Here is a 25,120-nt window from a genome sequence, read left to right as displayed (position 1 = left end):
ATGTCGTACGGCGGTGTTACTTCGGTGGGGGCTTCGCGGGTGCGCCGGGAAAGCGCGCGACGTAATAGGCGAGCGTGTCCAGGTCCTCCGGCGCGATGCGGCTCACCGCCTCGCCCATCGCCTGCGTGTAGCCCGGGCGCTTGCCCGTGCGAAAGCCGTGCAGCGTGAGCTGCAGGTAGTCTTCATGCTGCTGCCCGATGCGCGGCACCTGCTGGCCGCCGCTCAGGTCGGCGCCGTGGCAGATCACGCAGCGATGCTCCTGTGCCAAAGCTTGGCCGCGCGTCATGCGTGCGGCATCCGGCGGCGTGGCGGCCGGCGGTGCGGGCACCGCGGGCAGCGTGGCGATGTAGTCCGAGAAGCCGCGCAGGTCGGCATCGGTCATGGTCTTGGCGACTGCGGTCATTGCCGGGTTGTCGCGCCGGCCTTCGCGAAAGAGAAAGAGCTGCGTGATCGCATAGAACGAATGCTGGCCCGCAAGCACCGGCGTGCCCGCCATGTCGCTGCGGCCGTTCGCGCCGTGGCACGAGGCGCACAGGGACCCATAGCGCTGCGCATAGCTAGGCTGCGCTGAGGCAGCCGGCTTCGTGCCCTGTGCAACCGCCGACGACAGAGCCACCGCCATCAAGCCCGCCGCTACCGCTTTCGCAATGACGCCGGCTCTCTTCATTTGCCACCGTAGCTGATGCGATAGATCGCACCGGCGTGGTCGTCGCTCACCAGCATCGAGCCGTCTTTCAGCACGAGGAAGTCCACCGGCCGGCCGAGGTAGGTGTTGTTCTCGACGAAGCCCGTCATGAAGGGCTCGACCTTCGCGCCGCCCTTGCCGTCGGGCCAGGCGACCGCGATGTCTGCGTACTTGGTGGTGCGGTTCCACGGGCCGTGGCGCGCGATGAACATGGCGCCGCGGTACTTGGCTGGGAAGCTCTTGCCGTTGTAGAAGGCGAGGCCCAGCGCGGCGGCGTGCGGGCCGAGCAGGGCTGCGGGCTTCTGGTAGTCGTCGCAGCGCTTGCCCCAGCCGAATTCCGAATCGAGGATGTTGCCCTGGTGGCAGTACGGATAGCCGAAGTGCTGGTCGGGCTTGGTCACCACGTTGAGCTCGTCGTTCGGCAGGTCTTCGCTGAGCCAGTCGCGGCCGTTGTCGGTGAACCAGAGGTTGCCGGTCTTCGGGTCGAAGTCGAAGCCCACCGTGTTGCGCACGCCGCGCGCCACCGTCTCGATGCCGCTGCCGTCGGGGTTCATGCGGAAGATGCGCGCATGCGCGTCGTCGGGCTCGCACAGGTTGCAGGGCGCGCCGACCGCGTAGTAGAGCTTGTCCTTGTGCATGCGCAGGTACCGCCAGCTGTGGTCCTGGCCGCCGGGCAGCTTGTCGTTGAGCACCACCGGCGTACCGGGGTTGTCCAGCTTGTCCTCGATGCCGTCGTAACGCACGATCTGCTTGTGCGTGGCCAGGAAGAGCGCGCCCTTGTAGAACTCGATGCCGGTGGCGAACTCGGTCTTGTCGATGATGGTCTTGGGCTTGCGGTCGCCCTTTTCGGCAATGGCGTAGACCTTGTTGCCCACGAAGAGCGTGCTCACGAAGACCGTGCCCTTGGCGCCCTGGCGCAACTCGCGCGCATCGAGCACGCCCGAGGCCCAGGTCTCCACCTTGAAGCCGGGCGGGAGCTTGAACTTGGCGGTGGGCAACTGGTCGGGCGCGGTGGGAATCGGGAAAGAGGGCACGGGTGCCAGGCGCGTGGCGGCTTCGTTCTTCGGGCGGCCCTTGGCCCACCCCGGTTCCTCGGCCGGGGGCTGCTGGGCCCATGCGGCGGTGGCTGTGAAGAGCAGGGCGGCGAGGACCGCGTGCGAACGGCGTAGGGCCATGTCGTGTCTCCTTCTTGTCGTGGGGTGTTCGATCGATTCGGCTTTGGGGCCGACTGAGAACCGCTCGCCAGTGTGCGTGCCATGGGGTCCGCGCTCAATAGAATAATCAAGCTAAGCAATATGAATGGCATGCATATCGACTCGGTCGACCTCAACCTGCTGCGCTTGTTCGATGCGGTCTATCGCGAGCGCAGCGTGAGCCGCGCGGCGGAGTCGCTGGGCCTCACGCAGCCCGCGGCGAGTCACGGCCTGGGGCGGCTGCGGTTATTGCTGAAAGACGCGCTCTTCACGCGCACCCCCGGCGGCGTGGCGCCGACACCGCGCGCCGACCGGCTCGCGGTTGCGGTGCAGGCAGCGCTCAGCACGATCGAGGCGGCGCTGCATGAGCCCGATCGCTTCGAGCCGCAGGTCTCGCGCAAGAGCTTTCGTATTCACATGAGCGACATCGGCGAGGGCCGCTTCCTGCCCGCGCTGATGGCGCGGCTGGGCGAACTCGCGCCCGGCGTGCGGCTGGAGACCCTGCCGCTGCTGCCGGCGGAAGTCGCGCCCGCGCTCGACAGCGGCCGCATCGATTTCGCCTTCGGCTTCCTGTCGAACGTGCGCGACACGCAGCGCACGCATCTGCTGAAGGACCGCTACATCGTGCTGCTGCGCAAGGGCCATCCGTTCGTGAAGCGCCGTCGCAAGGGGCAGGCGCTGCTCGAGGCGCTGCAGGAGCTCGACTACGTGGCGGTGCGCACGCACGCCGACACGCTGCGCATCCTGCAACTGCTGAACCTGGAAGACCGCCTTCGCCTCACGACCGAGCACTTCATGGTGCTGCCGGCCATCGTGCGCGCCACCGACCTCGCGGTGGTGATGCCGCGCAACATCGCGCGCGGCTTTGCGGAAGAGGGCGGTTACGCCATCGTCGAGCCGCCGTTTCCGCTGCGCGACTTCAGCGTGTCGCTGCACTGGAGCAAACGCTTCGAGGGCGATCCGGCCAACCGCTGGTTGCGGCAGGTGATCACGGCGTTGTTCTCCGAGCGCGCCTGAAGCGACAACGCGTTCGACAACCAAAGTACGCGCCGCGTGGCGCGTACGCGCGTGCCGCCGCGAATAACACGGCGAGCGATGCCCCTACAACTTCCTCGCCAAGTTGCTGCATCGCAACAAGCTTTTGGGGTGCATGGCCGCCGAAATACGATGAAAGCCTTCGATTCCGGAAGCCGCGATTCGCATCGCAACGCGAGGATGAAATCTTTCGCGCTCAAAGACGGTCATGAAATGTTTTCGGCCCAAAAACCGTCACTGAAATGGTTGCAACCACTTGTACAGTGGACTGGCAATGTGAACGGATTGTTACCGCGGAGCACCGGCATTTCTCCTTGAGCGGCCGATGCACGACGCGTCCATTTCACGCGCACATGCATCGTTGCCAATTTCACTCAAGACCTGGAGAAGTGCATGAGTACCGTCGATCAGCTGGGCCGCACCGCCCCCCTTACCTCGGGGCAGATGGCGATGTGGCTCGGCGCAAAGTTCGCCTCGCCCGACACCAATTTCAATCTCGCCGAAGCCATCGACATCGCTGGCGAGATCGACCCCGACATCTTTCTCGCCGCCATGCGGCAGGTGGCCGACGAAGTCGAGGCCACGCGCCTTGGTTTCGTCGATACCCCGCAGGGGCCGCGGCAGGTGGTCGCACCTGTTTTTGCTGGCGAGATTCCGTACCTCGACCTCAGCGGCGACAGCGATCCGCTGGCCGAGGCAGAGCGCTGGATGCGCGCCGACTACACCCGGAACATCGACCTCGCGCACGGACAACTGTGGCTCTCCGCATTAATCCGTCTCGCGCCCGATCGACACATCTGGTACCACCGCAGCCACCACATCGTGCTCGACGGCTTCAGCGGCGGCCTCATTGCACGCCGCTTCGCCGACACCTACACCGCGATGGCCGACGACAACGCAGCGGTGCCCGAAGACTCGCGTCTCGCACCGATCTCTCAGCTCGCTGACGAAGAACACGCCTACCGCGAGTCCGGCCGCTTTCCGCGCGACCGCCAGTACTGGACCGAGCGCTTCGCCGACGCGCCCGATCCGCTGAGCCTCGCCTCGCGCCGCTCGGTCAACATCGGTGGCCTCTTGCGCCAGACGGTGCACCTGCCCGCGGCCAGCGTGCAGGCGCTGCAGACCATCGCGCAGGAGCTCGGCACCACGCTGCCGCAGATACTGATCGCCACCACCGCGGCCTACCTGTATCGCGCGACCGGCATCGAGGACATGGCCATCGGCATTCCCGTCACCGCACGCCACAACGACCGCATGCGCCGCGTGCCCGCGATGGTGGCCAACGCGCTGCCGCTGCGCCTCGCGATGCGCGCGGACCTGCCGATTCCGGAACTGATCCGCGAAGTCGGCCGGCAGATGCGGCAGATCCTGCGGCACCAGTCGTACCGCTACGAGCACCTGCGCAGCGACCTCAACATGCTGGTGAACAACCGGCAGCTCTTCACCACCGTGGTCAACGTCGAGCCCTTCGACTACGACTTCCGTTTCGCGGGCCACCCAGCCAAACCGCGCAACCTCTCGAACGGCACGGCGGAAGACCTCGGCATCTTCCTGTACGAACGAGGCAACGGGCAGGACCTGCAGATCGATTTCGACGCCAACCCCGCGGTGCACACCGCAGAGGACCTGGCCGACCACCAGCGCCGCTTGTTGGCGTTCATCGACGCCGTGATCCGTCTGCCGTTGCAGGCTGTCGGACAGATCGATCTGCTCGGCGCCGACGAGCGCAAGCAGTTGCTGGTTACATGGAACGACACGGCCCATACCGTGCCCGACATGCACCTCACCGCGCTCATCGAAGCGCAACTCGCCGCCAATCCGCAAGCCATCGCGTTGCGCTTCGACGGTGAGGCGATGCCCAACGAAGAACTGAACCGCCGCGCCAACCGTCTCGCGCACCTGCTGCGCGCACGCGGCGCGGGCCCGGAGCGCACCGTGGCACTCGCGATTCCGCGTTCGATGGACCTGATGGTCGCTTTGCTCGCCACGCTGAAGACCGGCGCGGCGTACTTGCCGGTCGATCCGGACTTCCCGCAAGACCGCATCGCCTTCATGCTCGGCGATGCGCAGCCCGTGTGCCTCGTCACGACCGAATCCCTCGCGGAGTCGCTGCCGGCAGCCGCCACCACATTGCTGATCGATGTAGCGCAAACGATTGCGGATTTGGAGAGTTGCGCCGACACCAACCCCGGCGTCGCGATCGACCCCTCGCACCCGGCCTACGTGATCTACACCTCGGGCTCTACCGGCATGCCCAAGGGCGCAGTCGTGTCGCACCGCGCGATCGTCAACCGCCTCTGCTGGATGCAGGACCGCTACGGCCTGCAGGCCGCCGACCGCGTGCTGCAGAAGACGCCTTCCAGCTTCGACGTGTCGGTGTGGGAGTTCTTCTGGCCGCTGATCGACGGCGCCACGCTGGTGCTCGCGAAGCCGGGCGGCCACAAGGATGCGGCGTACCTCGCTGGGCTGATCGCGGAAGAGGGCATCACGACGATTCACTTCGTGCCGTCGATGCTCGAGGTCTTCCTGCTCGAACCCACGGCTGCCGAGTGCACCACACTGCGCCGTGTGATCTGCAGCGGCGAGGCGCTGTCGCCCGCGCTGCAATCGCAGTTCCAGCAGCGCCTTTCGTGCGAGCTGCACAACCTCTACGGTCCGACCGAGGCCGCGGTCGACGTCACTTCGTGGGAATGCGAACGCACGGACGATGCGGAGGCCACGAGCGTCCCCATCGGCCGCCCGATCTGGAACACGCAGATGCACGTGCTCGACAGCGGCATGCAGCCCGTGCCGGCGGGCGTGACCGGCGAGCTGTTCATCGCAGGCGTCGGCCTCGCCCGCGGCTACCTCAAGCGCCCGTTGCTCAGTGCCGAGCGCTTCATCGCCAATCCTTACGGCGCGCCCGGCAGCCGCATGTACCGCACCGGCGACCTTGCGCGCTGGCGCAAGGACGGCAGCCTCGACTTCCTCGGCCGCGCTGATCAGCAAGTGAAGATCCGCGGATTGCGCATCGAGCCGGGCGAGATCGAATCGGTGTTGTTGCAGCACCCGCAGGTCGCGCAGGCCGCGGTGGTGGCGCGCGAAGACGTGCCAGGCGAGAAGCGCCTGGTCGCCTACTTCGTGGCCGCCGATGCCACCGATCCGCAAGCGGCCGAGCTGCGCACGCACCTCGCGCAATCGCTGCCCGAGTACATGGTTCCGTCGGCCTTCGTCAGCCTCCCGTCGCTGCCGCTCGGCCCGAGCGGCAAGCTCGACCGCAAGGCGCTGCCGCCGCCGGAGGTGCAGGCCGCCACTCCCTACGCCGCGCCGCGCACGCCGACCGAAAAGATCCTCGCCGGCCTCTGGGCCGAAACGCTGCATCTGCCGCGCGTCGGCGTGAATGACAACTTCTTCGAACTCGGCGGGCACTCGCTGATGATCGTGCAGCTGATGTCGATGATCCGCCAGCAATTCATGATCGACCTGCCGGTCGACACGCTGTTCCAGGTCTCCACCATCGCGGGCCTCGCCGACCTGCTCGACCAGGAATCGGTCACACGTCCGAGCCTCACGCCGATGCCGCGCCCCGCGCGCATTCCGCTCTCGTTCGCACAGCGCCGCCTGTGGCTGATGAACCAGCTCGAAGGCGCGAACCCGGCGTACAACATGCCGCTCGCGCTGCGCTTGTCCGGTGTGCTCGACCGCGCCGCGCTGCATGCGGCGCTCGGCGACCTGGTGCAGCGCCATGAAAGCCTGCGCACGGTCTACCCGAACGAAGACGGGCTGCCGTACCAGCACATCCTCGACGGCGCCGATGCGCGCCCGGCGGTGATCGAAGCCGACAGCAGCGAAGAAGAAATCGCCGCGCAGCTTCACGCCGCGGCGGGCCATGCCTTCGACCTCGGCAGCGCGGCGCCGCTGTGCGTCTACCTGTTCAAGCTCGTGGCCGACGAGCACGTGCTGCTGCTGCTCACGCACCACATCGCCGGCGACGGCGCGTCGCTGCTGCCGCTGGCGCGCGACCTGAGCGTGGCCTATGCCGCGCGCTGCGAAGGCAAGGCGCCGGGCTGGGAGCCGCTGCCGCTGCAATACGCCGACTACGCGCTGTGGCAGCAGGAGCTGCTGGGCAGCGAAGACGACGCCGACAGCATGGCCGGCCGCCAGCGCGAGTTTTGGCGTTCTTCGTTGAGCGACCTGCCCGAGCAATTGGCTTTGCCCGTCGACCACGCACGCCCGCTCATTCCCACCTACCGCGGCGACGTGGTCCCGCTGCAGATTCCGGCGCACGTACACGAACGCATCCTGCAACTGGCACGCGACGGACAGGCCAGCGTCTTCATGGTGCTGCAGGCCGCGCTCGCGGGCCTCTTGAGCCGGCTCGGCGCGGGCGACGACATCGTCATCGGCAGCCCGGTCGCAGGGCGCAGCGACCATGCACTGGACGAGCTCATCGGCTGCTTCGTCAACACGCTGGTGTTGCGCACCGACACCTCGGGCCAGCCGGGCCTGCGCGAGCTGGTCTCGCGCGTGCGCGCCACCAACCTCACGGCCTACGCGAACCAGGAGTTCCCATACGACCGCCTCGTCGAGCTGCTGCGCCCCGGCCGCTCGCGCGCCAACCTGCCGCTGTTTCAGGTCATGCTCGGCTTCCAGAACACCAGCCGCCTGTCGTTCAGCCTGCCGGGCCTCTCGATCACGCCGCAGCCGGTGGCCATCGACACCGCGAAGTTCGACCTGTCGTTCATCCTCGGCGAGCAGCGCGGCGCCGATGGCCTGCCGGGAGGCATCTCCGGCGGCATCCAGTACAGCACCGACCTGTTCGAGCGCAGCACCGTCGAAGCCATGGGCGCGCGGCTGGTGCGTTTGCTCGAAGAGGCCTGCGATGCGCCCGACGACGCGGTGAGCGGCCTCGCCATCCTGAGCGTCGAAGAAACCGACCGCCTGCTCTCCGACTGGAGCGGCCGCACGCGCGATCTCGCACCGCTCTCGTTCGCCGCCATGGTGGCGTCGCACGCCGCCGAGCGCCCGCATGCCGATGCGGTGGTGCTCGACGACGCGACCATCAGCTACGCCGAACTCGACGCGCGCGCCAACCGGCTCTCGCACCTGCTGCGCGCGCAAGGCATCGCGGCCGGCGCCATCGTCGCGACGGTGCTGCCGCGTTCGCTCGATCTCTTCGTGGCGCACCTGGCCATCGTGAAGGCCGGCGCCGCCTACCTGCCCATCGACCCCAACCACATGGCCGCGCGCAGCGCCTTCGTGTTCGAGGAAGCCACACCCGCCGCGGTGCTGACCCACGATGCGTTGCTGCCCGAACTGGCCGGTGTTCCCCGCTGCATCGCCCTCGACAGCGACAGCATGGTCGCTGCGCTCGCCATCCAGTCGGACAAACCGCTCGCGCAAACGGCCAATCCCCAGGATGCCGCCTACCTCATCTACACCTCCGGCTCCACCGGCGTGCCCAAGGGCGTGGTCGTGCCGCATGCGGGCCTCGCCAGCCTCGGCACCGCGATGGCTGAGCGGCTCGTCATCGGCCACGACTCGCGCGTGCTGCAGTTCTCCTCCAGCGGTTTCGACGCCTCCGTGATGGACCAGCTGATGGCCTTCCGCGCCGGCGCCGCGCTGGTGGTGCCGGGGCCGGAGCAACTGCTCGGCACGGAACTCGCCGAGCTGCTCGAGAAGCAGGCCGTGAGCCACGCGCTGATTCCGCCCGCCGCGCTCGCGACCTTGCCGCACGGCGAGTTCCCGCACCTGCGGACGCTGGTGGTCGGCGGCGATGCCTGCCCCGCCGCGCTGGCCGCGAAGTGGTCAGAGGGCCGCCGCATGATCAACGCCTACGGCCCGACCGAGATCACCATCTGCGCGAGCATGAGTGCGCCGATGACAGCCGAGGAACTCCCCTCCATCGGCCAGCCGATCTGGAACACGCGGATGTACGTGCTCGACAACGCGCTGCAGCCGGTGCCGTCGGGTGTCGCGGGCGAGCTCTACATTGCCGGCAGCGGCGTGGCGCGCGGTTATCTCAACCGTCCTGCGTTGAGTGCGGAACGCTTCATCGCCGACCCGCACGGCGCGCCCGGCAGCCGCATGTACCGCAGCGGCGACCTTGCACGCTGGCGCGCCGACGGCACGCTCGATTTCCTCGGCCGCGCCGACCAGCAGGTGAAGATCCGCGGCTTCCGCATCGAGCCGGGCGAGATCGAATCGGTGCTGCTCAAGCACCCGCTGGTCACGCAGGCCGCCGTGATCGCCCGCGAAGACGTGCCCGGCGAAAAGCGCCTCGTCGCCTACTTCGTCGCAGGTTCCGAACCGCAGCCGACCGAGTTGCGCGCCCACATGGCGCAGGCCCTGCCCGACTACATGGTGCCCTCGGCCTTCGTGCACCTGCCGTCGCTGCCGCTCACGCAAAGCGGCAAGCTCGACAAGAAGGCGCTGCCGGTGCCCGACCAACAGCCCGTCGCACTGTATGTGGAGCCCCGCACACCGACCGAGAAGCTGCTCGCCGGCCTGTGGTCCGAGACGCTGCGCCTGGAGCGCGTCGGCATCCACGACAACTTCTTCGAGATCGGCGGGCATTCGCTCATGGCCATCCAGCTGGGCATGCGCATCCGTCAGCAGGTGCGCGCGGACTTCCCGCACGCCGAGGTCTACAACCGCCCGACGATCGCCGACCTGGCGGCGTGGCTCGACAACGAAGGCGGCGTGGCCGAGGCGCTGGACCTGTCGCGCGAACTCGATTTGCCCGCGCACATCCGCCCGCAGGCCACCGCACCGAAGCTCGCGCCACGCCGGGTGTTCCTCACCGGCGCGAGCGGCTTCGTCGGCAGCCACCTGCTGGCTGCATTGCTGCGCGACACCGCGGCCTGCGTGGTCTGCCACGTGCGCGCCCCCGACGAGCAAGCCGGCGAAGCGCGCCTGAAGCGCACGTTGGCCCAGCGCCAGCTCGGCGCGATCTGGGACGACGCGCGCATCAAGGTCGTGACCGGCGACCTCGGCAAGCCGCGCCTGGGCCTGGACGACGCGGCCGTGCAACTGGTGCGCGAAGGCTGCGACGCCATCTACCACTGTGCCGCGCAGGTCGACTTTTTGCATCCCTATGCGAGCCTCAAGCCCGCGAATGTCGACAGCGTGGTCACGCTGCTCGAATGGACGTCGCAAGGCCGCGCGAAGAGCATGCACTACGTCTCCACGCTCGCGGTGATCGACCAGAACAACAAGGAAGACACCATCACCGAGCAATCGGCGCTGGCTTCGTGGAGCGGGCTGGTCGATGGCTACAGCCAGAGCAAGTGGGTCGGCGATGCGCTGGCCCGCGGGGCGCAGGCGCGCGGCATGCCGGTCGCAATCTACCGGCTCGGGGCCGTCACCGGCGACCATACGCACGCGATCTGCAATGCCGACGACCTGATCTGGCGCGTGGCGCATCTCTATGCCGACCTGGAAGCGATTCCCGACATGGACCTGCCGCTGAACCTCACGCCGGTGGACGACGTGGCGCGCGCCATCCTCGGCCTCGCGGCGCAGGAGGCCTCGTGGGGCCAGGTGTTCCACCTGATGAGCCAGGCGGCGCTGCGGGTGCGCGACATTCCGCACGTCTTCGAGCGCATGGGCATGCGGCTGGAGCCGGTCGGACTCGAACCTTGGCTGCAGCGCGCACATGAACGGCTGGCAGTGGCGCAAGACCGCGACCTGGCCGCCGTGCTCGCCATCCTCGACCGCTACGACACCACGGCCACGCCGCCGCAGGTGAGCGGTGCGGCCACGCATGCGCAGCTCGAGGCCATCGGCGCGCCGATCCGCCCGGTGGACCGCGACCTGCTGCAGCGCTACTTCGTCGATCTGGGCATCGACACCAAGGCGCGTCGCGCTTTGGAAACCACCACTTCATAGGAGCAAACGGAATGGCACGCTACCTCATCGCCGCAACCGCCTTGCCGGGACACGTCCTGCCGATGCTGGCCATCGCCCAGCATCTGGTGAACCAGGGGCACGAGGTGCGGGTGCACACCGCGAGCCAGTTCAGGGCGCAGGCCGAGGCGACCGGCGCGAGCTTCACGCCCTTCGAGCGCGCGATCGATTTCGACTACCGCGACCTCGACAAGCGCTTCCCCGAGCGCCAGCGCATCGCCTCGGCGCATGCGCAGATGTGCTTCGGCCTGAAGCACTTCTTTGCCGACGCCATGGCCGCGCAGCACGCGGGCCTCAGTTCGATCCTCGAAGATTTCGAGGCCGACGCCATCCTGGTCGACACGATGTTCTGCGGCACCTTTCCGCTGCTGCTGGGCAAGGCGCGCGAAGACCGTCCGGCCATCGTCGGCATCGGCATCTCGGCGCTGCCGCTCTCCAGTTGCGACACCGCCTTCTTCGGCACTGCGCTGCCGCCATCGGCCACGCCGGAAGGGCGGGTGCGCAACAAGGCGATGAATGCCAACCTCAAGCAGGCGATGTTCGGCGAGGTGCAGCGCTACTTCGACACGCTGCTCGCGCGCTCGGGCCTGCCCGCGCTGCCGGACTTCTTCGTCGATGCGATGGTGAAGCTGCCCGACCTCTACCTGCAGCTGACGGCGCCTTCGTTCGAATACCCGCGCAGCGATTTGCCCGCGTCGGTGCATTTCGTCGGCCCGTTGCTCTCGCCCGCGAGCCGCGATTTCACGCCGCCCGAGTGGTGGCACGAACTGGACGACGGGCGCTCGGTCGTGCTCGTCACGCAGGGCACGCTGGCCAACCAGAATCCGTCGCAACTGATCGGCCCGACGCTGCAGACGCTGGCCGGCGACAAGAACATCCTCGTCATCGCCACCACGGGCGGCCCGGTGCCACCCGCGCTGACGGTGAACCTGCCCGCCAACGCCCGCGTCGTGCCGTTCCTGCCCTACGACCGGCTGCTGCCCAAGCTGCACGCGATGGTCACCAACGGCGGCTACGGTTCGGTCAACCATGCGCTGAGCCTGGGTGTGCCGCTGGTGGTCGCCGGCACCTCCGAAGAAAAGCCCGAGATCGCCGCGCGCGTCGCCTGGTCGGGCGCGGGCATCAACCTCGCCACCGGCCAGCCGACCGCGCGCCAGGTCGGGGATGCGGTGCGCAAGGTGCTGGGCAACTCCAGCTATCGCCAGCGCGCGGCTGTGTTGCGCGAGGACTTCGCGTGCCATCGCGCGCTGACCGGCATCGCCGGTGCGCTCGAAGCACTGCTGCAAACCTCCGCATCCGCGGAAATGGCTTGAACCCCATACGACAAGGAAATTCGAAATGAGCAATCCCTTGGACGACAAGAACGCCAGCTTCCAGGTGCTGGTGAACGACGAGGGCCAGCACTCGCTGTGGCCCGCCTTCATCGCCGTGCCTGCCGGCTGGCAGGTCGCGCTGGCGCCGACCGACCGCGACGCCTGCAGCGCCTACATCGAGGCGAACTGGCAGGACATGCGGCCGCGCTCGCTGGTGGCGGCCACGGCGGCAGGCTGACGCCGAGGATGTCCGTCCCGTTCGGTGCCGTCGTCGTCACCTATTTCCCGACCGACGAGCAAGTGGCGAACCTGCATTCGCTGGCCGCCTCATGCCCGCGCCTCTGTGTGGTCGACAACACGCCGCAGGTGGACGGGTGGCATCCGGCGCTCATCGAGGCGGGCGTCCCGGTGCTGCACAACGGCAACCGCGGCGGCATCGCGGGCGCCTTCAACTGCGGCATCGTCGACCTCGAAGCGCGGGGCGCCGAACTCTTCTTCCTGCTCGATCAGGATTCGAAGCTGCCGCCCGGCTACTTCGATGCCATGTGCGAGGCCGCGATGGTGGCCCGGGGCAGGGCGGGCGAGGGCGAACGCGGGGAAGACGCGGCCTTCCTGATCGGCCCGCTCGTTCACGACACGAACCTGGACGCGCTGATCCCGCAATTCGGTCTTGAGGGCAAGCGCGTCTACCAGTTCGACCTTCGGCGGCCCTTCACCGAGCCGCTGATGCGCTGCGCCTTCATGATCTCTTCGGGCTCGCTGATTTCGCGCGGCGCCTGGGCCAAGGTCGGCCGGTTCGACGAGCGCTACGTGATCGACCACGTGGACACCGATTACTGCATGCGCGCCCTCGGCCGCGAGGTGCCGCTGTACCTGAATCCGCACGTCGTGCTGCGGCACCAGATCGGCGACATCCAGGCCCGGTCGCTGTTCGGCTGGAAGATCCATTTCATCAACTATCCGGCCGCGCGGCGCTACTACATCGCGCGCAATGCGCTGGACCTTTCGCGGGCGCATGTGCGCGCCTTTCCCGCGATTCTTTTCGTCAACGTCTACACGCTCAAGCAGATCCTGCCCATGCTGATGTTCGAGCGCGATCGCCTGAAGAAGACCATCGCGCTCGTGCTCGGCTGCTTCGATGGCCTGTTCGGGCGGCTGGGAGGACTCATCGAGGCGCATCCCCGCGTGGGCAAATACCTGATGAGTCGCAGCGAGTGAGCGCCACCCTTCCAGCACCGCGCGTGCGCCGCGCCGCGCTCGCCTTCATCTTCGTGACGGTGCTGATCGACTTCCTCGCGTTCGGCCTGATCCTGCCCGGCCTGCCGCACCTGGTGGAGCGCCTGGCCGGCGGCAGCACCGCGACGGCGGCGTACTGGATCGCGGTGTTCGGCACCGCGTTCGCGGCGATCCAGTTCGTGAGTTCGCCGATCCAGGGCGCGCTGTCCGATCGCTTCGGGCGGCGACCGGTGATCCTGTTGTCGTGCCTCGGCCTCGGCGTGGATTTCGTGTTCATGGCCCTGGCCGACAGCCTGCCGTGGCTGTTCGTCGGCCGGGTCGTGTCCGGCGTGTTCTCGGCCAGCTTCACCATCGCCAATGCCTACATCGCCGATGTGACGCCGCCGGAAGATCGCGCCCGCAGCTACGGCATCGTGGGCGCGGCCTTCGGCATGGGCCTGGTGTTCGGGCCTGTGCTCGGCGGGCAACTGAGCCACATCGATCCGCGCCTGCCGTTCTGGTTCGCGGCCGGCCTGACGCTTCTGAGCTTCTGCTACGGATGGTTCGTGCTGCCCGAGTCGCTGTCGCCGGAGCGGCGCGCCCGCAAGTTCGACTGGTCGCACGCCAATCCGCTCGGCTCGCTGCTGCTGCTCAAGCGCTATCCACAGGTGTTCGGGCTGGCGGCGGTGATTTTCCTCGTCAACCTGGCCCAGTACGTCTACCCGAGCGTGTTCGTGCTGTTCGCCGACTACCGCTACCACTGGAAGGAAGACGCGGTGGGCTGGGTGCTCGGCGCGGTGGGCGTGCTCAGCGTGCTGGTCAACGCGCTGTTGATCGGGCCGGGCGTGAAGCGCTTCGGCGAGCGCCGTGCGCTGCTGTTCGGCATGGGCTTCGGCGTGCTCGGTTTCATCGTCATCGGCTTGGCTGATGCGGGCTGGATGCTTCTGGCCGCGCTGCCGTTCGGCACCTTGCTGGCGTTCGCCGGGCCGGCGGCGCAGGCGCTGGTCACCCGCCAGGTCGGCGCGGCCGAGCAGGGCCGCATCCAGGGCGCGCTGACGAGCCTGGTGTCGGTGGCGGGCATCGTCGGGCCGACGATGTTCGCCGGCAGCTTCGGCTATTTCATCGCCACGGACGCGCCCGTCCACCTGCCGGGCGCGCCGTTCTTCATCGCCGCGCTGTTCCTCTGCATCGGCACGCTGATCGCGTGGCGCTACGCACAGGCGAAGGCGACGGCAGCAGCCGTGCCCGAGCCGACCTGAAGCGGCGCCTCGGGCGCACCCCTGCGCCCATGGCCCGGGAATTGCTCGCTTTCTCCAGGGTTTCCCCCTAGGTCGCATACCCGCGCCCACATACGCAATATGGCTCCCGCGGTATGTGGGTTGCGGCCCAAGCGACTAACGTCCAGGCTTGGCCGGAAACACCGAGCCGCCCACGAGCGAAGCGCATGAGTACAGAGCCCAACAATATCCAGCCCGTCCGTTTTTTCCATCGCGGCAAGATCGTCGACGTCAGCGGCGTGCATCCGACCCGCTCGGTGCTCGACTGGCTGCGCGAGGACGCGCACTGCACCGGCACCAAGGAAGGCTGCAACGAAGGCGACTGCGGCGCCTGCACCGTGGTGATCGGCGAGCTGGCGACCGACGCCAATGCGCCCGGGGCCATCGGCGGCCTGCAACTGCAGACGGTCAACGCCTGCATCCAGTTTCTGCCCACGCTGCACGGCAAGGCGCTCTTCACGGTCGAAGACCTGAAGGCGCAGTGCGCCGCCCCGGCGCTGCAGGACAAGAAACACCCCGTCCACACGCTGCACCCGGTGCAGCAGGCGATGGTCGACTGCCACGGCTCCCAGTGCGGCTTCTGCACGCCGGGTTTCGTGATGTCGCTGTGGTCGACCTACGAACACCACCAGGCCGAGGGCACGCAGCCCACGCGCCAGCAGTTGGCCGACGACCTCTCGGGCAACCTCTGCCGCTGCACCGGCTATCGCCCGATCCTCGATGCGGGCCAGCGCATGTTCGACCTGCCTGCCGTGCGGCTCGACACGAAGCCCGTGGTGGCCGCGCTCACCGCGCTGCAGAACGACGGGCAAGACCTGAACTACGCCGCGCCGCTCGGCGCCCGCATCGACCACTTCCACGCCCCCAGAACCATCGCCCAGCTTGCCGCGCTGCGCGAACAGAAGCCGCGTGCCCAGTTGCTGGCCGGCTCCACCGACGTCGGCCTCTGGGTCAACAAGCAGTTCCGCGACCTCGGCGACATCATCTATGTGGGCGACGTGGCCGAAATGAAGACCATCGAGATCCGACAGACCACCGATGGCGATGAGCTCTACATCGGCGCCGGCGCCTCGCTCGAATCCGCCTTCGAAGCCCTCGTGCAGCGCGTGCCCAGCCTGCAGGACGTGTGGCTGCGCTTCGCCTCGCCACCGATCCGCCACGCCGGCACCATGGGCGGCAACGTGGCCAACGGCTCGCCCATCGGCGATTCGCCGCCGGTGCTGATGTCGCTCGATGCCGAGATCGAACTGCGCCGCGGCGACGTGGTGCGCCGCATGCCGCTGCCCGACTTCTACATCGACTACATGAAGAACCAGCTGCAGCCCGGCGAGTTCGTGCAGGGGCTGGCGATTCCGCTGGCCGCCATGCGCCGCCAGGTGCGCGCCTACAAGATCAGCAAGCGCTTCGATTGCGACATCTCGGCGCTGTGCGCGGGTTTCGCCATCGAGCTCGAAGCGGGCAGCGACACGGTGAAGGCCGTGCGCCTGGCCTTCGGCGGCATGGCCGCGACCGTGAAGCGCGCGGCGAACGCCGAAGCCGCGCTCGTCGGCAAGCCCTGGACGCAATCCAGCGTCGCCACCGCCAAGCTCGCGCTGGCGCAGGACTTCAAGCCCCTGTCGGACATGCGCGCCTCGGCCGACTACCGGCTGCAGGTGGCGCAGAACCTCATCCAGCGCCTCTGGCTCGAAACCCGTACCGAAGACGCGCTCTCGCTCGAGGAAACCAGCGTCTGGAGCGTGATGCCCCATGCCTCCGCCAAAGCGCAGGCGGAAGGAGTCTGACCATGAACAAACCCATCGACGCCCGCTTGCTGCAGCCCGCCGAGGCCTTTGCCGATTACCTGAAGAACACCGCCGCGCGCATCGACCCCGCGGCCGAAGCGGTCGCACACGACCTGGGCGCGCGCGTCGGTATCAGCCGGCCGCACGAGTCGGCGCACCTGCACGTGGCCGGTGAAGCGACCTACATCGACGACATTCCCGAAATCACCGGCACGCTGCATTGCGCGCTCGGCCTTTCGCCTGCGGCCAACGGCCGCGTGACGGCGCTGTCGCTCGATGCGATCCGCGCGATGCCCGGTGTGGTCGCGGTGCTGACGGCCGACGACATTCCCGGCACCAATGACTGCGGTTCGATCGTTCACGACGACCCGATCCTGCTGCCGGTGGCAGACGGTGGCGAGATCCGCTACCTTGGCCAGCCCGTGTTCGCGGTGATCGCCGAGACGCGCGAGGCCGCGCGCCGCGCCGCCGCCAAGGCCAAAGATGCGTTGACCATCGAGGCCCAGCCGCCCGTCATCACCCCACAGGACGCGCATGCGCGCGGCCAGTACGTCGTGCCGCCGATGCACATCGTGCGCAGCGGCGGCAGCGCCAACGAAGGCGACGAGGCCGCTGTGCGCGCCGCCATCGCCAAGGCGCCGCACCGCCACAAGGCCACGCTCGACGTGGGCGGGCAGGAGCAGTTCTACCTGGAAGGCCAGATCAGCTACGCCATTCCGAAGGAAGGCGGCGCGCTGCACATCCACTGCTCGACGCAGCACCCGAGCGAGATGCAGCACCTGGTGGCGCATGCGCTGCACCTGCAGTCGAACGAAGTGCATGTGGAATGCCGGCGCATGGGCGGCGGCTTCGGCGGCAAGGAATCGCAGTCGGCGATCTTTGCGTGCGTGGCGGCCATTGCGGCGCGCCAGTTGCAGCGCCCCGTGAAGCTGCGGCTGGACCGCGACGACGACTTCATGATCACCGGCCGGCGCCACTGCTTCTGGTACGAGTACGACGTCGGCTACGACGACGAAGGCCGCATCCTCGGCGCGGAGATCACCATGGTCTCGCGCGCCGGCCACTCGGCCGACCTGTCGGGCCCGGTGATGACGCGCGCGCTTTGCCACTTCGACAACGCCTACTGGCTGCCCAACGTGGCAATGCACGGCTTCTCGGGCAAGACCAACACGCAGAGCAACACCGCGTTCCGCGGCTTCGGCGGCCCGCAGGGCGCCATCGCGATCGAGAACATCATGGATTCGGTGGCGCGCGAGTTGAAGCGGGACCCGCTCGACGTGCGGCGCGTCAACTTCTACGGCAAGGCGGAGAACAACGTCACGCCCTACCGCCAGACCGTGACGGACAACATCGTCCACGAACTCGTGGCGGAGCTGGAGGCCAGCAGCGACTACCGCGCGCGTCGCGAAGAGATCGCCGCCTTCAACAAGAAGAGCACGGTGCTCAAGCGCGGCCTCGCGCTCGCGCCGCTCAAGTTCGGCATCTCGTTCAACGTGAAGCACTTCAACCAGGCCGGCGCGCTGGTGCACGTGTACACCGACGGCTCGATCCTCGTGAACCACGGCGGAACCGAGATGGGGCAGGGCCTGAACACCAAGGTGGCCCAGGTGGTGGCGCACGAGCTGGGCGTGAGCTTCGAGCGCGTGCGCGTCACCGCCACCGATACGACCAAGGTGGCGAACACCTCGGCCACGGCCGCATCGACCGGCGCTGACCTGAACGGCAAGGCTGCGCAGGATGCGGCACGGCAGATTCGCGAGCGTCTCGCCGACAGCGCGGCGGAGCGCCATGGCGGCAAAGCCAGCGACGTGCGTTTCGCGAACGACAAGGTCGAGGTCAACGGCAAGTCGCTGACCTTCAGCACCGTGGTCGGCGAGGCGTATCTCGACCGGAAGCAACTCTGGTCCGATGGCTTCTACGCCACCCCGGGCCTCAGCTGGGACAAGGACAAGATGCAGGGCCGCCCGTTCTACTACTACGCCTATGGCGCGGCGGTGAGCGAAGTGGTGGTCGACACGCTCACCGGCGAATGGAAGCTGCTGCGCGCCGACATCCTGCACGATGCGGGCAAGTCGCTGAACCCGGCGGTGGACATCGGCCAGGTCGAAGGCGCTTTCATCCAGGGCATGGGCTGGCTCACGACCGAAGAACTGGTGTGGCATCCGCAAAGCGGCAAGCTCACGACGCACGCGCCGAGCACCTACAAGATCCCGACCGCCAACGACTGCCCGCCGGTCTTCAACGTGCGCCTGTTCGAAGGCCAGAATTTCGAGGACTCGATCCACCGCAGCAAGGCCGTGGGCGAGCCGCCGCTCTTGCTGCCGTTCTCGGTGTTCTTCGCGATCCGCGATGCGGTGTCGGCGGCCGGTGACCACAGGGTCGATCCGCCGCTGAAGGCGCCGGCCACGAGCGAGTCGATTCTTCGTGCCGTCACCGCCGTGCAGGCGGGGCCGGCTGCATCGGCCGAATGAAAACGGGCCGTGCTCGCACGGTCCGAGCTTCACTCCCACACCCGGTTTCGCCAAATGCTGCGCTGTATAACTGTTCGCACAGACAAGAAAGGTGTGAACAGCCATGAGAGACCAAGCGCTTTTCGACAAGATCGATCTACACCTGATCCGGGTGCTTCACACCGTGCTGACCGACCGCAGCGTCTCGCGCGCCGCCATTCGCCTGGGGATGTACCAGCCGGCCGTTTCGGCCGCGCTCAAGCGCCTGCGGGAGTTGTCGGGCGATCCGCTGCTGGTGCGCTCGGGTTCGGGCATGGTGCCCACCGATGCGGGGCTGCGGATGATCGAGCCCGCGGCCAGCATCCTGCGTGCGGCCGAGATGCTGTTCTCCGATGCGCGCGGCTTCGAGCCGCAGTCGGCGGCCACCACCTTCCGGATTGCAGCGAGCGACTACATGGACCCGCTCTTCCTGCCGATGCTGGTGGCGCATGTGAAGCGCGAGGCGCCGCTCTGCCAGATCGAGATCCACGCGCTCTCGCCCGACTCGGACTACCACGGGCACCTGGCGCTCGGGCAGGTCGACCTGGTCATCGGCAATTGGCTCAAGCCTCCGGAAGACCTGCACATGGCACGGCTCTTCGGCGACGAGGTGGTGTCGCTGGTCAACCAGGACCATCCGGCGGTCCGCCGCGGCTGGGACCTGGAGACCTGGCTCGCGGCCGAGCACATCGCGCCCACGCCCATGCACCCGGGCGGGCGCGGCATCATCGACCAGATGCTCGACGAGCTGGGCCGGCAGCGCAACATCACCGCGCGCTGCGCGCACTTCAGCCTGATCCCCGACATGGTGGCGTCGAGCCTTCTGGTGCTCACCACCGGCCGCCAGTACTGCGAGCGTTTCGCTGCGCGGCTGCCGGTGAAGATCATCGATTGCCCCGTGGCGCTGCCGCGCCTCATGTACTACCAGCTCTGGCACGAACGCACCCATTCGTCGAGCTCGGCGCGGTGGCTGCGCGAATGCATCAAGGAGGTGGCGGCGTCGCTGCGGCCTCCGGTTTCCGCGATATCCGGCGCGGCACGTCCGCCCGCCACGCCTGAAACCTCGGACCCCTGAAAAACCCCCGTTCGCGCCGGCGTCGTGAGCGGGGGAACGATGAAACCGCCACTACAACAGCTGGAGACAAGCGAAATGAGTACGTTTGAAGAGGCGCCCAAGGGCGCCGAGCCCCGCATCCCGGGGCATGTCGAGTCCGCGCGTCCGCGTGCGGCTGTGGGCAGCGCAAGCGGCTCGGGTTTGCTTGAACGGGTGTTCAAGCTCAGTGCGCACAACACCACGGTGCGCACCGAAGTCATCGCGGGGCTCACCACCTTCCTCACGATGGCCTACATCATCTTCGTGAACCCGACGATCCTCGGCGATGCGGGCATGCCCAAGGGGGCAGTCTTCGTGGCCACCTGCCTCATCGCGGCGCTGGGCACGCTGATCATGGGCCTGTACGCCAACTACCCGATCGCCATGGCGCCGGGCATGGGCCTGAACGCCTACTTCGCCTACGTCGTTGTGCTGGGCATGGGCTACACGTGGCAGGTCGCGCTGGGCGCGGTGTTCATCTCGGGGTGCCTGTTCCTCATCGTCACGGTCACCGGGTTGCGGGAGCTGTTCATCGCGGGCATACCGCAGTCGCTGCGAACGGCGATCACGGTGGGCATCGGCATGTTCCTGGCGCTCATCGCGCTCAAGAGTGCCGGCGTCGTCGCCGCATCGCCCGCTACCTTCGTCACGCTGGGCGACCTGCACTCGCCGCCGGTGGTGCTGGCCACGCTGGGCTTCCTCGTCATCGTGACGCTCGACCGATTGAAGGTGCGAGGGGCGATCCTGATCGGGATCATGCTGGTGACCGTGCTGTCGTTCTTCTTCGGCGGCAACAAGTTCCATGGCGTGTTCGACGCGCCGCCGTCGATCGCGCCCACCTTCATGCAGCTGGACATCCTCGGTGCGCTCAAGGGCGGCATCCTGAACGTGGTGCTGGTGTTCTTCCTGGTCGAGATGTTCGACGCCACCGGCACGCTGATGGGCGTGGCCAAGCGCGCGGGCTTGCTCGTGCCCGGCAAGATGGAGCGCATGAACAAGGCGCTCCTGGCCGACAGCGGCGCGATCTTCGCGGGCTCGCTGCTCGGCACTTCGAGCACCACGGCGTATGTGGAAAGCGCGGCCGGCGTTCAAGCCGGCGGCCGCACCGGCCTCACGGCCGTGGTGGTGGCGGTGATGTTCCTGGCCTGCCTCATGATCTCGCCGCTCGCGGGCTCGGTGCCGGCCTACGCCACCGCCCCGGCGCTGCTCTTCGTGGGCTGCCTCATGCTGCGCGACCTGGTCGAGCTCGACTGGGAGGACACCACCGAGGTCATCCCCGCCGCGGTGACCGCGCTGGCCATGCCCTTCACCTACTCGATCGCCAACGGCCTGGCCTTCGGCTTCATCACCTACGCGGTGCTGAAGCTGTGCACCGGGCGGGCACGGGAAGTGCATGCGATGGTGTGGGTGATCGCGGCGATCTTCCTGTTCAAGTTCGCCTACATCGGCGGGCACTGAAACCGAGCGCCGTCGGGCGCCGCTGGTCGCGGGAGCAGTCGTCAGTGCTAATAAACTGACAACTGTTCCCGCTTTGTTGCTGTTGAACGAGACAAACCCACGAAACCCGGCATGACAACCCCCCGACTCCAGCTCGCGCACATCACCAAGCGGTATCCCGCGGTGGTGGCCAACAGCGACATCTCGCTGGCCGTTGCCCCCGGCGAAATCCATGCCGTTCTCGGCGAGAACGGCGCGGGCAAATCGACGCTGATGAAGATCATCTACGGCTCGGTCAAGCCCGACGAAGGCACCGTCACCTTCGACGGCCAGGCCGTCAACCTGCGCAACCCGCAGCAGGCGAGGGCGCTGGGCATCAGCATGGTGTTCCAGCACTTCAGCCTGTTCGACACGCTCACCGTGGCCGAGAACGTGTGGCTGGGCCTCGACAAATCGCTGCAGTTGGCCGAAGTGGCCCGCAGCATCACCGCCAAGGCGAGCGAATACGGCCTCGACATCGATCCCTCGCGCCCCGTGCACACGCTCTCGGTGGGCGAGATGCAGCGGGTCGAAATCATCCGCGCGCTGCTCACCAACCCCAAGCTCCTGATCCTGGACGAGCCGACCTCGGTGCTCACGCCGCAGGCGGTCGTCAAGCTCTTCACGGTGCTCAACAAGCTGGCCTCCGAGGGCTGCAGCATCCTCTACATCAGCCACAAGCTGCATGAGATCCGGGAGCTGTGCACCGCCTGCACGGTGCTGCGCGGCGGCAAGGTGACCGGCGTGTGCAATCCGCAGAACGAGAGCAACGAATCGCTCTCACGGCTGATGATCGGCAGCGAGCCTCCGCCCTTGCAGCACCGCCCGGTGCATGCGGGCGCCGTGGCGCTGCGCGTGAAGGGGCTCACGCTGGCGCGCGAAGACCAGTTCGGCGTCGACCTCGATGGCATCTCGTTCGAGGTGCGAGCCGGCGAAGTGGTCGGCATTGCGGGTGTCTCCGGCAACGGCCAGAAGGAACTGCTCTACACGCTCTCGGGCGAAGACGTACGCGCCGACGCCTCGATGGTCCAGGTGTTCGACAAGCCCGCCGGCCGTCTCAGGCCGCGCGCACGCCGCGCACTGGGCCTGCACTTCGTGCCCGAGGAGCGCCTCGGCCGCGGCGCCGTGCCGACGCTGGGGCTCGCGCACAACCTGCTGCTCACGCGCAGCAATGCGGTGGGCAAGGGTGGATGGATTCGCACCGCCGCACTCGAAAAGCACGCCAAGGGAATCATCGAGCGCTTCAACGTCAAGGCGGGCGGCCCGAATGCGGCGGCGCGTTCGCTCTCGGGCGGCAACCTGCAGAAGTTCATCGTCGGCCGCGAGATCGACGCCAACCCCAAGCTCTTCATCGTCTCGCAGCCCACCTGGGGCGTGGACGTAGGCGCGGCCGCGCTGATCCGCGGCGAGATCCTCGCGCTGCGCGATGCCGGCTGCGCGGTGCTGGTGGTGAGCGAAGAGCTCGACGAGCTGTTCGACATCAGCGACCGCCTGCACGTCATCGCCAAGGGTCGGCTCTCTCCGTCCATCGACCGCGCTGCGGCCACGCTGCCGCAGATCGGCGAATGGATGAGCGGACTCTGGAACAAGGAAGCGGCCCATGCTTAAGCTCGAACCCCGCCCGGAGCTTTCGCGCTTCTGGACTTTTGCCTCGCCGATCCTGGCGCTGCTCATCACGGTGCTGATCGGCGTGGCTCTGTTCGCCGCACTCGGCAAGGACCCGGTCAAGGGCCTGATGGTGTTCTTCTACGAGCCCATCAAGAACGGCTATGCGCTCGGCGAGCTGATGATCAAGGCGACGCCGCTGCTGATCATCGCGCTGGGCCTCGCGGTGTGCTTCCGCTCCAACGTGTGGAACATCGGCGCCGAGGGGCAGTTCGTGTTCGGCGCCATCGTCGCGGGCGGCGTGGCGCTTCTGGCCGACAAGAACACCGGTTCGTGGATCGTCGTCGCCATCCTCGTCGCGGGCACGCTCGGCGGCATGGTGTGGGCGGGCATCGTGGCGTTCCTGCGCGACAAGTTCAACGCCAACGAAATCCTCGTGAGCCTGATGCTGGTCTACGTGGCCACGCTGCTCCTGAGCTACATGGTCTTCGGCCCGTGGAAGGACCCGCAGGGCTACAACTTCCCGCAGTCCAAGACCTTCGAGGCGGTCACGCAGATTCCTCGGCTCTTCAAGGGCTCGCGCGTGAGCATCGGGTTGATCATTGCGCTCGTGGGCGTCGGTGCGCTGTGGGTCTTCCTGTTCCGCACGCGCGCAGGCTTCGCGCAGCAGGTCGGCGGCCTAGCCCCGGCGGCGGCGCGCTATGCCGGCTTTTCGGCACGGCGCGCGGTGTGGATCGCGCTGCTCACCTCGGGCGGCGCGGCGGGTCTTGCCGGTGCGCTCGAGGTCGCCGGGCCGCTCGGCCAGCTCACGCCGTATGTGCCGGCCGGCTACGGCTTCGCGGCCATCATCGTGGCCTTCGTCGGGCGGCTGCATCCCGTGGGCATGGTGTTCTCGGCCATCCTCATGAGCATGTTCTACATCGGCGGCGAACTGGCGCAATCGCGCCTCGGCTTGCCCAAGTCGCTGACCGGCGTGTTCCAGGGCCTCTTGCTCTTCACGCTGCTGGCTTGCGACACGCTCATCGCGTACCGCATCCGCCGGAAGGCCGCGGCGAAAGCCATCCTCGCGACGAGCTCGCTGCAAGCCAGCACGCCGCTGACCGCGCCTGTTGCACGGTCGAACGAAGGAGCCCTCTGACATGGACAGCTACGCACTCCTTCTAGGCTCCACGCTGAGCGCCGGCACCGTCCTTGCCATCGCCGCGCTTGGCCTTCTGATCAACGAGAAAGCCGGCATCGTCAACCTCGGCGCCGAGGGCATCATGCTGTGCGCCGCCATCGCCGGCTTCGCGACGGTGGTCACCACGCACAACCCCTGGCTCGGTTTCCTCGCGGGCATGGCGGCAGGCGCATTGCTCGCCGCGTTCTTCGGCGTGCTGGTGATCTGGCTCAACACCAACCAGTACGCGACCGGACTCGCGCTCAGCTTGTTCGGCGTCGGCTTCTCGGCCTTCGCCGGCATCAACTTCGTGCAGGCCAAGCTGCCCGAAAGCGCGACCTATGCGATCCCCGTGCTGGCCGACATTCCGCTCATTGGCCCCGCGCTGTTCCGCCATCACCCGATGGTGTATTTCGCGGTGGTGCTGACCTTCGGGCTCATCTGGTTCTTGTACCGCACGCGCGCGGGCCTCGTGCTGCGCTCGGTCGGCGAATCGCCCGAGTCGGCGCATGCGCTCGGCTACCCGGTGCGGCGCATCCGCTTCATGGCGGTGATCGCGGGCGGCGCGCTCTGCGGGCTGGCGGGCGCGTACCTCTCGACGGTCTACACGCCGCTGTGGGTCGAAGGCATGGTCGCGGGCCGCGGCTGGATCGCCTTGGCGCTCACCACCTTCGCCACCTGGCGGCCGATCCGCGTGCTGCTGGGGGCGTACCTCTTCGGCGGCGTCTCGATGCTGGGTTTCCACCTGCAGAGCAGCGGCGTCGACGTGCCGCCCCAGTTCCTCAGCATGCTGCAGTACATCGCGCCGATCGTGGTGCTGGCGCTCATCTCGCGCAACCCCGCGTTCATCCGCATCAACATGCCGGCTTCCATAGGGAAACCGTTCTACCCCGGCTCATAATCGCGTTTTTC

Annotated in this window: 15 protein-coding genes; 13 read left to right on the top strand and 2 right to left on the bottom strand. The window is 67.7% G+C overall.

Going from position 1 to position 25,120, the window contains the following annotated elements:
* Positions 1-16: 16 nt before the first annotated feature.
* Positions 17-667 (bottom strand): c-type cytochrome, encoded by a 651-nt coding sequence (locus VARPA_RS22570; protein ID WP_013542899.1) that lies wholly within the window; start codon positions 665-667, stop codon positions 17-19.
* On the bottom strand, positions 664-1,860 hold the full coding sequence (locus VARPA_RS22565) for a PQQ-dependent sugar dehydrogenase (RefSeq protein WP_013542898.1): 1,197 nt from the start codon (positions 1,858-1,860) through the stop codon (positions 664-666). The genes VARPA_RS22570 and VARPA_RS22565 overlap by 4 nt, the downstream gene beginning before the upstream one ends.
* A 120-nt stretch (positions 1,861-1,980) precedes the next feature.
* Between VARPA_RS22565 and VARPA_RS22560 the strand changes: the two genes are divergently transcribed.
* The 13 genes from VARPA_RS22560 (at position 1,981) to VARPA_RS22500 (ending at position 25,109) form a co-directional block, all read left to right on the top strand.
* Positions 1,981-2,895, top strand: a complete 915-nt coding sequence (locus tag VARPA_RS22560; RefSeq protein ID WP_041943002.1) for a LysR family transcriptional regulator — start codon at positions 1,981-1,983, stop codon at positions 2,893-2,895.
* Between the two features lie 411 nt (positions 2,896-3,306).
* Positions 3,307-10,782 (top strand): non-ribosomal peptide synthetase, encoded by a 7,476-nt coding sequence (locus VARPA_RS22555; RefSeq protein ID WP_013542896.1) that lies wholly within the window; start codon positions 3,307-3,309, stop codon positions 10,780-10,782.
* 11 nt (positions 10,783-10,793) lie between these two features.
* A complete protein-coding gene (locus VARPA_RS22550) occupies positions 10,794-12,113 on the top strand; it encodes a glycosyltransferase (RefSeq protein WP_013542895.1) in 1,320 nt (439 codons plus the stop codon).
* 25 nt (positions 12,114-12,138) lie between these two features.
* Complete coding sequence (locus VARPA_RS22545) at positions 12,139-12,351, top strand: MbtH family protein (protein WP_013542894.1); 213 nt, start codon at positions 12,139-12,141, stop codon at positions 12,349-12,351.
* Positions 12,352-12,359: 8 nt separating this feature from the next.
* Positions 12,360-13,331, top strand: coding sequence for a rhamnosyltransferase (locus tag VARPA_RS22540; RefSeq protein WP_013542893.1), 972 nt, complete (start codon positions 12,360-12,362; stop codon positions 13,329-13,331).
* On the top strand, positions 13,328-14,587 hold the full coding sequence (locus VARPA_RS22535; protein WP_013542892.1) for a TCR/Tet family MFS transporter: 1,260 nt from the start codon (positions 13,328-13,330) through the stop codon (positions 14,585-14,587). The genes VARPA_RS22540 and VARPA_RS22535 overlap by 4 nt, the downstream gene beginning before the upstream one ends.
* Positions 14,588-14,772: 185 nt before the next feature.
* Positions 14,773-16,386, top strand: a complete 1,614-nt coding sequence (xdhA, locus tag VARPA_RS22530) for a xanthine dehydrogenase small subunit (protein ID WP_013542891.1) — start codon at positions 14,773-14,775, stop codon at positions 16,384-16,386.
* Positions 16,387-16,388: 2 nt separating this feature from the next.
* Positions 16,389-18,857 carry a xanthine dehydrogenase molybdopterin binding subunit gene (gene xdhB, locus VARPA_RS22525; protein WP_013542890.1) on the top strand — a complete coding sequence of 823 codons (2,469 nt, stop codon included), beginning with the start codon at positions 16,389-16,391 and terminating at the stop codon, positions 18,855-18,857.
* Positions 18,858-18,960: 103 nt separating this feature from the next.
* Positions 18,961-19,950, top strand: coding sequence for a LysR family transcriptional regulator (locus tag VARPA_RS22520; RefSeq protein ID WP_013542889.1), 990 nt, complete (start codon positions 18,961-18,963; stop codon positions 19,948-19,950).
* A 75-nt stretch (positions 19,951-20,025) separates the two neighbouring features.
* Entirely contained in the window at positions 20,026-21,426 is a 1,401-nt protein-coding gene (locus tag VARPA_RS22515; RefSeq protein WP_013542888.1) for an NCS2 family permease, read from the top strand.
* A 111-nt stretch (positions 21,427-21,537) separates the two neighbouring features.
* Positions 21,538-23,052 carry an ABC transporter ATP-binding protein gene (locus tag VARPA_RS22510; protein WP_013542887.1) on the top strand — a complete coding sequence of 505 codons (1,515 nt, stop codon included), beginning with the start codon at positions 21,538-21,540 and terminating at the stop codon, positions 23,050-23,052.
* Entirely contained in the window at positions 23,045-24,187 is a 1,143-nt protein-coding gene (locus tag VARPA_RS22505) for an ABC transporter permease (RefSeq protein ID WP_013542886.1), read from the top strand. The genes VARPA_RS22510 and VARPA_RS22505 overlap by 8 nt, the downstream gene beginning before the upstream one ends.
* A 1-nt stretch (position 24,188) precedes the next feature.
* Complete coding sequence (locus VARPA_RS22500; RefSeq protein ID WP_013542885.1) at positions 24,189-25,109, top strand: ABC transporter permease; 921 nt, start codon at positions 24,189-24,191, stop codon at positions 25,107-25,109.
* Positions 25,110-25,120 lie beyond the last annotated feature (11 nt).

This window comes from Variovorax paradoxus EPS (genome assembly GCF_000184745.1).
Classification (GTDB): Bacteria; Pseudomonadota; Gammaproteobacteria; order Burkholderiales; family Burkholderiaceae_C; genus Variovorax; species Variovorax paradoxus_C.
Note: the sequence above shows the minus strand (reverse complement) of the source record. Positions and strands in the feature narration are given on the sequence as shown.